At 39.5% G+C, this 12,794-nt stretch carries 11 protein-coding genes; 8 read left to right on the top strand and 3 right to left on the bottom strand.

The window, feature by feature from the left end:
* Positions 1–480 precede the first annotated feature (480 nt).
* From ACRD7P_RS01835 to ACRD7P_RS01815, 5 genes are read left to right on the top strand one after another with little or no spacing between them, the layout of a single operon-like run.
* Complete coding sequence (locus ACRD7P_RS01835; protein WP_430905769.1) at positions 481–798, top strand: DUF6660 family protein; 318 nt, start codon at positions 481–483, stop codon at positions 796–798.
* 60 nt (positions 799–858) lie between these two features.
* Positions 859–3,039 (top strand): TonB-dependent receptor, encoded by a 2,181-nt coding sequence (locus ACRD7P_RS01830; protein ID WP_430905768.1) that lies wholly within the window; start codon positions 859–861, stop codon positions 3,037–3,039.
* An 11-nt stretch (positions 3,040–3,050) separates the two neighbouring features.
* The gene (locus ACRD7P_RS01825) at positions 3,051–3,467 is read left to right on the top strand and encodes a Fur family transcriptional regulator (RefSeq protein ID WP_430905767.1); all 417 of its coding nucleotides are present in this window, start codon (positions 3,051–3,053) and stop codon (positions 3,465–3,467) included.
* A gap of 56 nt (positions 3,468–3,523) precedes the next feature.
* Positions 3,524–3,898, top strand: coding sequence for a DUF3703 domain-containing protein (locus ACRD7P_RS01820; protein WP_430905766.1), 375 nt, complete (start codon positions 3,524–3,526; stop codon positions 3,896–3,898).
* On the top strand, positions 3,895–5,862 hold the full coding sequence (locus ACRD7P_RS01815) for a heavy metal translocating P-type ATPase (RefSeq protein WP_430905765.1): 1,968 nt from the start codon (positions 3,895–3,897) through the stop codon (positions 5,860–5,862). Before ACRD7P_RS01820 ends, ACRD7P_RS01815 begins: the two co-directional genes overlap by 4 nt.
* 37 nt (positions 5,863–5,899) lie before the next feature.
* Here the strand turns inward: ACRD7P_RS01815 and ACRD7P_RS01810 are convergent, their stop codons facing one another.
* Genes ACRD7P_RS01810 through ACRD7P_RS01800 form a run of 3 tightly spaced genes read right to left on the bottom strand, consistent with a single transcriptional unit; the run spans position 5,900 to position 7,070 of the window.
* On the bottom strand, positions 5,900–6,109 hold the full coding sequence (locus tag ACRD7P_RS01810; RefSeq protein WP_430905764.1) for a GDCCVxC domain-containing (seleno)protein: 210 nt from the start codon (positions 6,107–6,109) through the stop codon (positions 5,900–5,902).
* The gene (gene merTP / locus ACRD7P_RS01805; RefSeq protein WP_430905763.1) at positions 6,109–6,705 is read right to left on the bottom strand and encodes a mercuric transport protein MerTP; all 597 of its coding nucleotides are present in this window, start codon (positions 6,703–6,705) and stop codon (positions 6,109–6,111) included. Before merTP ends, ACRD7P_RS01810 begins: the two co-directional genes overlap by 1 nt.
* On the bottom strand, positions 6,702–7,070 hold the full coding sequence (locus tag ACRD7P_RS01800) for an ArsR/SmtB family transcription factor (RefSeq protein WP_120714424.1): 369 nt from the start codon (positions 7,068–7,070) through the stop codon (positions 6,702–6,704). Before ACRD7P_RS01800 ends, merTP begins: the two co-directional genes overlap by 4 nt.
* Before the next feature lie 194 nt (positions 7,071–7,264).
* Here ACRD7P_RS01800 and ACRD7P_RS01795 point away from each other — a divergent pair, with 194 nt between their 5' ends.
* The 3 genes from ACRD7P_RS01795 (at position 7,265) to ACRD7P_RS01785 (ending at position 12,791) form a co-directional block, all read left to right on the top strand.
* Positions 7,265–7,693 carry an HYC_CC_PP family protein gene (locus ACRD7P_RS01795; protein ID WP_120714423.1) on the top strand — a complete coding sequence of 143 codons (429 nt, stop codon included), beginning with the start codon at positions 7,265–7,267 and terminating at the stop codon, positions 7,691–7,693.
* A 119-nt stretch (positions 7,694–7,812) separates the two neighbouring features.
* Positions 7,813–11,571, top strand: coding sequence for an efflux RND transporter permease subunit (locus tag ACRD7P_RS01790; protein ID WP_430905762.1), 3,759 nt, complete (start codon positions 7,813–7,815; stop codon positions 11,569–11,571).
* A complete protein-coding gene (locus tag ACRD7P_RS01785) occupies positions 11,571–12,791 on the top strand; it encodes a TolC family protein (RefSeq protein WP_430905761.1) in 1,221 nt (406 codons plus the stop codon). Before ACRD7P_RS01790 ends, ACRD7P_RS01785 begins: the two co-directional genes overlap by 1 nt.
* The last annotated feature ends 3 nt before the right edge of the window (positions 12,792–12,794 follow it).

Here is a 12,794-nt window from a genome sequence, read left to right as displayed (position 1 = left end):
CGTCTGCGCTCAGGGTAAACTTCTCGCAGTATCTTTTGGGCATAAAAAAACCCCGATGCCATATCGAGGTTTGTTATGTGAAGTGACTTGGCTGGGGCTCCCTTCGTCTGCGCTCAGGGTAAACTTCTCGCAGTATCTTTTGGGCATAAAAAAACCCCGATGCCATATCGAGGTTTGTTATATGAAGTGACTTGGCTGGGGGGAGAACCCCTTTTGCTAAGACCAACCAGAGTCGAGTACTTGCATCATTTCACATTTCGTGTTGACGATTTGTGAACTTTATTATGAAATAAATTATGTCAAAGTAACTTTTGAATTACAAATATACATGTTTAGAAACCTTTATAAAATGTATTTGAAGATTACTATAATTAGAGTATTTGAATTTATGTCATTGTAAACGTTCGGTTTCCAGTACTGCAATTACATTCCATACACATTTGCAATCCGGTTGCATTATTAATCGTTTATCTTTGCAATGTGAAAACAATCGCAGTCTTACTGTCCCTATATTTTTTGGCACTCAACTTAGTGCCTTGCGGCGATGATGCTCAAATTTCCGATTCGGAAACAACCGAGTTTCAAGTGGGTTCGGACCATAATCAAAATCACGGCGATTGCGAACTTTGCTCACCTTTTTGTCAATGCCATTGCTGTCATTCGCACACCATTGTTTTTGATTTGGACATTTTTGAGCCTATCGAACCTAAGGTTATACAAGAAAGTTTTTCCCATTTTGAAAGCGTAAGCGAAGACCCGGTATTTACCCTCTTTCAACCTCCCAAGATTATTGGCTAATTACATATGCGATGACATCATCGCCCTCCAAAAAAATTAGTCAATTAAATTCAAATTACTATGAATAAATATGCAATAAGCCTTTGGCTTATGCTCATTTGCTGTGCATTCGGTTATGCACAGAATAATCTGAAAATCAATATTTTTACAGCAGAAGAAAAAGAACCTTTATTCGGGGCGACCATTTACATTGAGAGCCTGGATAAGGGAGTGACCACCGATTTTGATGGTATAGCCTTATTAGAGGATGTACCCGATGGTCAATTCAATCTCCAAATCTCGTACTTAGGCTTCGAGACTTTGAAAACCAATATTGTTGTACCTACAGGAGATGAGTTGGTCTTTTATCTGAAGGAAAGTGCAAACGCCTTGGATGAAGTGGTAGTACAATCCTCAAGAAGCACCCGTACCATACAAAGGATACCGACTCGAATTGAGTATATCGGGGTCGAGGAATTAGGGGAAAAAGCGATAATGAACCCAACGAATATTTCCATGGTACTCCGTGAAAGTACGGGAATCCAGATGCAACAGACCTCGTTGAGTAGTGCCAACACCAATATTCGGATACAAGGTTTGGACGGTCGTTACACCCAGCTCCTTCGAGATGGTTTTCCCCTCTACGGAGGTTTTTCAAGCGGTTTGAGTATTCTACAAATACCACCGTTAGATTTGAGACAGTTTGAAATTACAAAGGGAAGTTCTTCCACATTGTACGGTGGTGGAGCCATTGCAGGTTTGGTCAATATGGTTTCCAAGACTCCAAACGAAGAACCTGAACTGGATATCATGCTTACCCAGACCCAAGCTTTGGGAAGTACGGCCAATGTCTTTTATAGTGAACGTAACGAAAAATGGGGATGGACACTTTACGGCTCTGGTCATTTACAAAAAGCTTTTGACCCTGAAGATGATGGATTTAGTAACCTTCCTCGTACCCGTTCCTTAAGTTTCAATCCGAAATTGTTCTATTATCCTTCTGAAAAAACTACGGTGTGGTTTGGTGTCAATGGAACCTACGATGATAGAAAAGGAGGTGATATTACGAAGATTGAAGAGGGTGAAAATGGAATCCATCAGTATACCGAAGAAAACCTGTCAAAGCGAATCAGCACACAAGCTGTTTTCGAAACCCAGTTGGACTCCACCCAATCCATTTCGGTCAAGAACAGCGTTGCGTTTTTTGATAGAAGTCTTGAAATCCCTAACCTTTCTTTCAAAGGAACGCAATGGAACACTTTTTCGGAGGCATCATATCAGAAACAGGGACTAAAATCAGATTGGGTCTTGGGAGCCAACCTTTACACGACTTCTTTTGATGAAATGGAGAATCCCATTGAACGTGATCAACGCGATATTACATACGGACTATTCTTAAATAGCATCAATGACCTTTCGGACCGATGGATTTTTGAAACAGGTGTACGAACAGACTATGCTGAGGATTGGGGATTTTTTCCACTCCCAAGGGTCTCCTTGCTTTACAAATCAAACACTAGTTTTTCAAGTAGGCTCGGTGGTGGACTAGGGTATAAAATCCCTGATATTTTTACGGAAGAAGCAGAGTTCATCAATTTCAGGGATGTTCTTCCCATTGATAGGGAAACTATGAAAGCCGAACGGTCGTACGGTCTGAACCTTGATTTTAATTATCAAACGAGATTATCTGACGAGCTGGGCTTTTCTATCAATCAATTATTTTATTTGACCGCTATCAGAAATGGCCTATTGCTCAACTCTTTGGATAATGGCCTATTCCAGTTTGAAAATGCAACTGGGGAAATCTTGAGCAAAGGCTCAGAGACGAATATCAAATTCACCTTCAGGGATTTTCGATGGTTCTTAAACTACGCGCTTATCGACGCGAGATTGAATTATTTACCTGGCAATCCTCAAAAACCCTTGACCGCCAAGCATAATGCGGGGAGTATTTTAATGTATGAATCTGAAAAATGGCGTATTGGGTATGAGACCTATTATACAGGAAAACAATTACTATCCAATGGAACGGAAACTACTGATTTCGTAACCATGGGGCTCTTGCTGATGCGCAACTTTAAATGGGGAAGCACATTCATTAATTTTGAAAATTTCACGGACAGGAGGCAGAGCCGTTTCTCTCCTTTGGTATTGCCACCACATGAAAATCCTACTTTTCCAGAAATCTATGCCCCCACAGACGGATTTATCTTTAGCGTAGGCCTTATTTTTAAACCATTTGGAAACGAAGACAACGATTAACTGACAATACAATGATACAAGCAGATAAATTTATGGAAGAAAAAGGGGTTCGCCCAACGGCAATGCGTTTGTTGGTCTTCCGATTCTTGGCCGAAAGCAAAACCGCCAAAACCCTATCTGACATCGAAAACGCTTTTGCAAAGGCGGATAGGACTACTTTGTATAGAACCCTTAAGACTTTCGAGGATAAAGCGATAGTCCATCAGATAGATGACGGTACGGGCATGACCAAATATGCACTATGTGAAGAAGGCTGTAATTGTGCCATCGAACAGGATTTGCACCTTCATTTCCATTGTAATAACTGTAAGGAGACGGTCTGTCTTACGGAACATAAAATTCCACATATCAATCTTCCGGACGGTTACGTTGCAGAAGATGCGAATTTGGTATTGAAGGGAATCTGTGACAAATGTAGCGGACAATAAATGCACTTCTGTTGCATGATTCCATAATGTACCTTGCATTAAAAAAGTAGTAATCCATGAAATTCAACACATCTATACCAAGCGGACTCAAAGGACATTACTTAAAAGAGATTGAACTGTATCGTTCATACCTTCAAAAGAATGATTTAACAAGGGCATGGCATCATCTTGAACGTTCTCATATTCTAGGCCAGTCTTACCCCATGGAGCATAGTTATACGCATTGGTTAATGTTGAAATTTGGGTTCAGTCAGAGAAATATTAAAGAAGTTTTTGGGCAAGTGATACGGCTTTTAGTTGGGGGTTGGAAATCCTTTATAGACCATGTTCCGATTGGAAATACAGGTGGAAGTAACGTGCCACCTATGAAGAAGATGGAAATGCCACCAGACTTAATTCTTATTTTGAATAATTACAGAAAAGGTCAATGAAAAAGAAAAAAGTAAACTTACGCGATTTAGACCCTAAGAATCATGAGGGCGAGCACAGTCATGATGATGGACACAATCACAGCAGTCCAGAAGAAGCATCCAATTTTAGAACGTATCTGCCTGCGATTTTCGGCTTCGTAATGTTAATGATAGGTATTGCGGTTGATTATTTCGATGCTATTCCTTTTTTCAAGGGATGGGTCAGAATTGTTTGGTACACGATAGCTTACATTCCAGTAGGGTTTCCAGTAATCAAGGAAGGATGGAATAGTATCAAAAATGGAGATTTCTTTACGGAATTTTTCCTGATGTCCATTGCCACTTTGGGAGCTTTTGCGATAGGCGAATATCCCGAAGGCGTGGCCGTAATGTTATTCTATGCTGTAGGCGAATTATTCCAACAAGCAGCCGTTAATCGAGCAAAAGGAAACATCAAGGCTTTGCTGGATGTACGACCTAATGAAGCTCTGGTATCCCGTAATGGCGACTTCATTTCTGTTCATCCTGAAACTGTAGCGATAGGCGAAAAAATTCAAGTACGGGTGGGCGAGAAAGTACCTCTCGATGGAGTTCTACTTTCAGATAAAGGTTCTTTTAATACCGCAGCCCTAACGGGAGAAAGCAAACCCGATACCCTCCAGAAAGGCGCATCTGTGTTTGCTGGAAGTATTAATCTTGATGGAGTAATAGAAGTGGAAACTTCGAAAGAGTTCAAGGACAGTTCCATTGCACGTATTCTAGATATGGTTCAAAATGCCACCGCTCGCAAATCTAAAACCGAACTTTTCATTAGAAAATTTGCTCGTATTTACACACCTATTGTTGTTTTTCTCGCTATAGGTCTAACGTTGCTTCCCTATTTCTTTGTTGATGATTATGTTTTTAGAGATTGGCTTTATAGGGCTTTGATATTCCTTGTGATTTCGTGTCCCTGTGCATTGGTCATCTCTATTCCATTGGGTTATTTCGGTGGTCTTGGTGCAGCGTCCCGAAATGGTATCCTTTTCAAGGGCGCGTCCTTTCTCGATGCAATGACAAAGGTAAATACCGTAGTAATGGACAAAACAGGAACAGTTACCAAAGGTGTCTTTAAAATCAAGCAAGTGGTAAATAGTTCCGCTTTCGCTGAGTCGGAATTTATGCAATACCTGATGGCCATGGAAGAACAGTCCACCCATCCGATTGCAAAAGCAATTCTGGAATATAAAGCCGAAGGTGCGGATTTTGAAGCGACCGATGTCTCAGAAGTCGCGGGAAAGGGATTGAAAGGAACTGTTAATGGGAAAACAGTTTTGGTTGGCAACAAAGCCCTAATGACCTCGAACAAAATAGAAGTGCCTTTAGAAACGAATAATATCGTAGAATCAATTGTAATGGTCGCCATTGACGGAAAATTTGCAGGCTATGTGACCATTGCCGATGAACTAAAGGAAGATGCCCATCAAGCCATAAAACAAATTAGGGATTCGGGGATTTCCAAAATCATCATGCTTTCTGGGGATAAAGATTCCATTACCCAAAAAGTCGCCAAAGAATTAGGTATCGATTGGGCAAAGGGTGGCTTATTACCTGAAGATAAACTCAATGAAGTAGAAAAGCTCAAAGAGCAAACAGATACAAAGGTTGCCTTTATAGGCGATGGTATCAACGATGCTCCCGTTTTAGCGGCAAGCGGCGTAGGTATAGCAATGGGGGGCTTAGGAAGTGATGTGGCTATTGAAACAGCTGACGTTATTATTCAAAATGACCAACCATCAAAGATTGCACGGGCCATTAAAATAGGCCGTTCAACAAGAAGTATCGTATGGCAGAATATTGCATTAGCTTTTGGAGTTAAAATCATAGTACTCATTTTGGGTGCAGGTGGCCTCGCAACAATGTGGGAAGCTGTTTTTGCCGATGTGGGTGTGGCGTTATTAGCGATATTGAATGCTGTTCGGTTGCAAAAAATGAAGTGGGGGTAGAGTCGAGGGAGTTTATAGTTTTATACTTTTGTCAAGCCTAATTACAACAACTTGAACCTTCTTGAATAGGAGGACAGGCCACAGTTCCATAGGAACAATACACACAACAATCTCCTTCTTTGGGCTTAAGTAATGTTTTGCAATTTTCGCATTCATAGAAGAACTGGCACGCCGATGTGGGCATTTTCTCTTTTGCTTCATGACCACATTTGGGGCAGGTAATTGTTGATTCTAATTGTATCTCCATTACTTCACTATTTTGTATCCCGTGCTAAGAATAGCAGTTTCTATTTTTTCAAGGTCGACTTTAGTTTCATCATATTTTACGGTTGTATTCGCCGCTTCGTAATCTGCATTGACTTTTAGTATGCCGTCAAGATTATTTACCTCACTTTCGATATGTGCTTCGCAACCCGTACAGGTCATTCCTTCAATAGTTACCCTGATTTCTTTAATGTTCGATTGCTCCACGTAAACGATTTGCTTACTTGAACCTGGACTGGAATAAAGAATATGGGAGTAGGATGGAAATGCCAACATGGCTCCGGCGAATAGGGTTATCAAAAACAAAAAACCCTTGGAGTTGATAAACTTGAGTTTTTCGTCATCACATTCACAATCAATTTCCTCTTGGGTTTTGGGCTTGAATTTTTGATACCATGCAAAACCTAAAACCAAAATGGTAAATCCGATTAAATACGGTCTAAAAGGTTCTATCCAAGAAAAGGTAGAGGCTAAACCAGTAGTTCCTGCCAATACTGCAAGTACAGGTGTAATACAACATATAGATGCAGCAAGAGCAGTTAGAACCGTCGTACCAATCAATTTTTTATTTCCAATCATAACACTATACTTTCCTTTTTCAATAAATTGAGAATTGGACTCAATGTCGTCAACTTGTCCTTGTTAAGCGCATAAAAAATCGTCTGAGCTTCTTTTGTGGCGTAGACCAAATCTCTATCCTTTAGCTTTCTAAGGTGTTGTGAAATTGCCGATACGTTCATTTGAAGTATATCGCTCAAATCACAAACGCATAGTCTTTCTTCCCTTTGGAGCAAAAAGAGAATTTGAAGTCTAACCTTATTTCCTGCCAAGTTTAAGACTTCGGAAACAAAACTTAAAGAACTGTCCAACTCCGCTATTGAAGACCTACAGTCCATTATCTGTCTTGCGTCTGCTTCCAATCGGATACATATCTGTTTTCCCATAAAACAAAGATATGTATTTTAGTATTTTCTTAAATACATATCTTTATTAAAATTGTTCTTTATACAACAACTTATTAATAGAATCAAGCAGGAAAAATATAAAGTCTTAGTAAACATCTCTTTTGCAATTCACTTTTTAAACTTCTGTTAAACAAATGACTACCATTTAATATTTTTGTAATTTTGCAGTTCAAATGAAAGAAACGCTACATAAAATAACCTCTACTTTAATGGCACTTATTGTGCTATTATCCACCATGTCTTTCTCTGTGGATATGCATTACTGTGGTGACCATTTGGTAGATTTCAGTATGTTCGATAAGGTAGACACCTGCATGATGAAAGCAGAAAAGTCGAAAGACTCTAATTCCTGTGAAGTTATGGAAATGGAGACTGAGACAAGCTGTTGTTCCGATATAGAAGTTACAATTGAAGGTCAAGATGATTTAAAAATCTCATTCGACAACCTTTCTTTTGAACAGCAACAATTTGTTTATTCTTTTGCTTATTCCTTTATAAATCTCTTTGATGCGGTAGACGAAAATATAACTCCGTTTAGAGACTATGTCCCGCCTCCACTATTACGGGATGTTCAAATTTTAGACCAGACTTTCCTTATTTGATTATTAGACAGTATTAAGTGCGCCCTGCGATAACTATCGTTTGGGGCTCAATTTGTTGTGTTTGTTTTTCTGTTTTCTAGAATTTCAAATCTTTCATAACTGTTTAATTATCAAATCACATGCTTAATAAAGCTATCAAATTCCTTATCGAGAACAAACTCGTTGCAGTATTAATGCTCGCCTTTTTTGTAGGTTGGGGTATCGTAAATGCACCATTTGGTTGGAATACAGGCTTTCTGCCTTCAAACCCCGTAGCAGTAGATGCTATTCCGGATATTGGTGAAAATCAACAAATTGTTTTTACGAAATGGGAAGGTCGTTCTCCACAAGATATTGAGGACCAAATTACGTACCCGTTGACCACTTCTCTGCTTGGTATACCAGGTGTAAAAACTATCCGTAGTTCTTCTATGTTCGGTTTTTCTAGCATCTATATCATATTTGAGGAAGATGTTGAGTTTTATTGGTCACGTAGTCGGATTTTAGAAAAGCTAAATTCATTACCGGCAAATCTTTTGCCTGAAGGTTTAAACCCAGCTCTGGGTCCCGATGCAACAGGATTAGGTCAAATTTATTGGTACACTTTAGAAGGGCGTGATGAAAATGGAAATGTAACTGGTGGATGGGATTTACAGGAACTACGCAGCATTCAAGACTACTATGTGAAATATGCGCTTTCAGGTGCTAGTGGAGTATCAGAGGTCGCTTCTATTGGTGGTTATGTACAGGAATATCAAGTTGACGTGAATCCTGAGAAAATGCGCCAATATAAAATAAGCCTTAGCCAAATTGTAAAGGCAGTAAAGGAGAGCAATCAGGATATAGGAGCGCAGACATTAGAAATAAACCAAGCTGAATACCTTGTTCGCGGCTTGGGCTATGTCAAGACCATTGCAGATTTAGAGAATGCGGTTGTTTCTTCTGAAAATTTCACATCACTTCGAATTAAGGATGTAGCCAACGTAAGTCTTGGTCCAGCAACTAGACGTGGTATTCTGGATAAGGAAGGAGCAGAAGTCGTTGGTGGTGTGGTTGTTGCTCGATACGGTGCTAACCCAATGGAAGTCATCACGAATGTAAAAGCCCAAATTGATGAACTTAAAGATGGCCTACCATCAAAAGTACTGGCCGATGGACGCACCTCTCAATTGACCGTAGTTCCTTTTTACGACCGTACAGAGCTGATTGAAGAAACACTCGATACACTTAATGAAGCATTGACATTAGAAATACTAATTACCATTTTAGTGATTATCATAATGGTCTTCAATTTAAGGGCGTCTATTTTAATTTCTGGATTATTACCAGTTGCTGTATTGATGGTTTTTGTTGCCATGAAAATCTTTAATGTAGATGCCAATATAGTTGCGCTTTCAGGTATCGCTATCGCCATTGGTACAATGGTGGATGTTGGTGTCATTCTAGCCGAAAACATGATACGGCATATGGATGATAAAAAATTGCGCTTTAGTGAAGGCGGCACGGAATACACTACGAATGAAATTATCTATAATGCCACCTCTGAAGTTTCTGGAGCAATCTTAACTGCAGTCCTAACTACCATTATAAGTTTTGTACCGGTATTTACTATGATTGGTGCAGAAGGAAAGCTATTCCGTCCCCTTGCTTTTACAAAAACCATGGCGCTTTCGGCTTCTTTGGTTATCGCCTTATTCATAATCCCACCATTGGCGGCATATCTATTTAGAAAGAAGAACCTAAAATCTTCGTTGAGCTATGTACTTCAAATTTCCCTCTTAGTATTGGGAGCAATCGCAATGTTTTCAGGCTATTGGTTGGGGATTGTTTTGATTGCTTTTGGTGTAACCGGACTATTAAATTTAAGGGGTAATCTTGACAAGAAGAGAGTAAATCTGATTAACATTATTATATCGTCAGCTGCTATCGTATTTCTGCTTGCAGAATATTGGAGACCGTTAGGCTTTGATAGAAGTGTGTTTATCAACTTAATTTTCGTAGCGATTATTTGCTTTGGAGTTCTAGGGATATTTTCTGTTCTAAGAATGTATTATGGTCAGATTTTGGAATGGGCATTAGCGAACAAACTCTTGTTCCTAATCATTCCTGCAACGGTTCTTATTTCTGGTGTGTGGATTATGAACAACACGGGAAAGGAATTTATGCCATCCCTAAACGAAGGCTCGTTCCTATTAATGCCTACCTCTTTACCACATGCCGGTGTAGAAGAAAACAAAAGGGTATTGCAACAACTGGATATGGCAGTTGCTACCATCCCCGAAATAGAAACGGTGGTTGGTAAATCTGGCAGAACAGAATCCGCACTCGACCCGGCACCGCTATCTATGTATGAAAATACGATTCAGTATAAATCTGAATACATGCATAATACAAAGGGTAAAAAGCAACGCTATAGAATAAATGACGACGGGCTTTTTGTACTAAAAGATGGTAATCTTGTTATCAACCCAAATACGGATATAGATAGTGAAAATTCGAGTTACGATGCATCAAGATTAAGAGACCCATTTGCTATTGATTCGAGGCATTTGGTTGAAGATGATGATGGCGAATTCTACCGTAACTGGCGACCGGAGATTAATAGCCCAGATGATATATGGAATGAAATCGTTAAGGTGACCAAATTACCAGGGGTAACTTCAGCACCGAAATTACAACCCATTGAAACCAGATTAATAATGTTGCAAACAGGAATGCGAGCACCTATGGGAATCAAGGTCAAAGGGCAAGAATTGGCCCAAATAGAAGCCTTTGGTTTACAGTTAGAAGGTATTCTGAAACAAGCCGAAGGTGTTAAGGAGCAGGCTGTTTTTGCAGACCGTATTGTTGGTAAACCTTACTTATTAATTGATATCAAACGAGAGCAACTAGCGCGATATGGAATATCCATTATGGATGTTCAGCAAGTTCTAAAAGTAGCTGTTGGCGGAATGCCTTTGACGCAGACAGTTGAAGGTCGTGAGCGTTATGGAGTTCGTGTGCGTTACCCAAGAGAATTACGTGGGAATGAAGAAGACCTTAAAAAGATTTATGTTCCTGTAGAAAAGGGAAGTCCCGTGCCATTGGGCGAACTCGTTGACATACGTTACGAGCAAGGTCCACAAGTGATTAAAAGTGAAGATACCTTCCTAATCGGATATGTACTGTTCGATAAGCTTGATGGTTTTGCTGAAGTAGATGTCGTAGAAAATGCTCAGGCTTTAATCAAGGAAAAAATCGCTGCTGGGGAATTAACCGTTCCTAAAGGAATCAGTTATCAATTTACTGGAACCTATGAGAACCAGTTACGAGCAGAGAAAACACTTTCAGTTGTAGTTCCGTTGGCACTAGCAATCATTTTCTTGATTTTGTATTTCCAGTTCAAATCTGTTTCTACGTCACTTATGGTCTTTACAGGAATCACGGTGGCTTTTGCAGGTGGTTTCATTATGATTTGGCTGTATGGTCAAGACTGGTTCTTCAATTTCAATCTGTTCGGAGAGAATATGCGTGACCTATTCAATATGAAAACCATCAATCTAAGTGTGGCGCTATGGGTCGGGTTTATTGCACTATTTGGTATTGCTACCGATGACGGAGTAGTAATGGCAACCTACCTCACACAAACCTTTGACCGTGACAAACCAACAGATAAAAAGGGTATCAGGCATTCAGCATTAGAAGCTGCGAAAAAGCGAATACGTCCTTGTCTGATGACCACGGTAACTACAATTCTTGCCTTACTTCCCGTATTGACATCCACAGGAAAGGGGAGTGATATTATGATACCAATGGCTATCCCAATTTTTGGGGGAATGGTGATTGATATTACCTCCTATTTCATTGTACCGGTATTGTACAGTTGGAGAGAAGAATTAAAACTAAAAAGAGCAAACTAATGAAAAATATAAATATCGTTATCTGTCTTTTGTTTGTTTCCGCTTTTTCGAGAGCGCAACAATTACAATCATTTATTAGCGAGGCAGTAGGTAATAGTCCTGAGATTCAGGCGTACAATCTTCGTCATAACATAGCTGAAGAAAAAGTGAACGAAGCCGATTGGATTCCCAATACAGAATTCAGCGCAGGCTATTTTGTGAGTGAACCTGAAACTAGAACAGGCGCACAACGGGCCCGATTTTCGGCCAGACAAATGTTGCCATGGTTCGGTACGATTACGGCTAGAGAAAATTACGCAAGCGCAATGGCAGATTCGGAATATGTAGAAGTCGTGATTGCAAAACGTAAACTGGCACTTTCGGTTTCTCAATCCTATTATAGACTCTATAGCATAAAGGAAAAACAAAAAGTACTTGATGAGAATATTCAGTTATTGAAAACCTATGAAAAACTGGCACTTACTTCTGTGGAAGTTGGAAAGGCATCTGCAGTAGACGTATTGAAATTGCAGATTAGACAAAATGAGTTACAGCAGCAAAAAGAGGTGTTGAACGAAGGGTATTTAGGCGAACAAACAACCCTTAATAAATTGCTCAATCGAGATGGGGACACAGAAGTAGTTATTCTTGAAAAATTAATGCTCCCAAATGAAGATGGCGTGTTTGCTGAGGAGGCTTTAACACTTAATCCAGAATTGCTTAAATATGACAAACTCTATGAATCCGTAATGCAATCAGAAGAATTAAATCAAGCAGAACGCAATCCTATGATTGGTTTTGGATTGGATTATGTTCCTGTTTCGGAGCGACCTGATATGAGTTTTAGTGATAATGGTAAGGATATTTTCATGCCAATGGTTTCTGTTTCTGTACCACTTTTCAATAATAAGTACAAGTCTACTTCAAAACAGAACGAACTGAGACAGCTTGAAATAATAGCTCAAAAAGACAATCGCCTGAATGTTTTAGCGTCTGCTTTTGCTCAAGCGATATCACAACGCAATCAAGCTAGAATTAAATACAATACACAAGAGAAAAACTTGAAGCAAGCTAATGATGCGGAAGAAATCCTTATTAAAAATTATGAAACCGGTACTATTGATTTTAATGATGTACTCGATATACAAGAATTACAATTAAAGTTTCAAATCAATCAAATAAGTGCCATAACAACTTACTATGCGCAAAGTGCGGTAGTCAATTATTTAATAACTCAATAAACA

Origin of the sequence: Maribacter sp. 2-571 (assembly GCF_050589625.1) — a bacterium.
Lineage (GTDB): Bacteria > Bacteroidota > Bacteroidia > Flavobacteriales > Flavobacteriaceae > Pelagihabitans.
The sequence above is the reverse complement of the archived record's forward strand: the minus strand, read 5'-3'. Positions and strand labels throughout refer to the sequence as shown.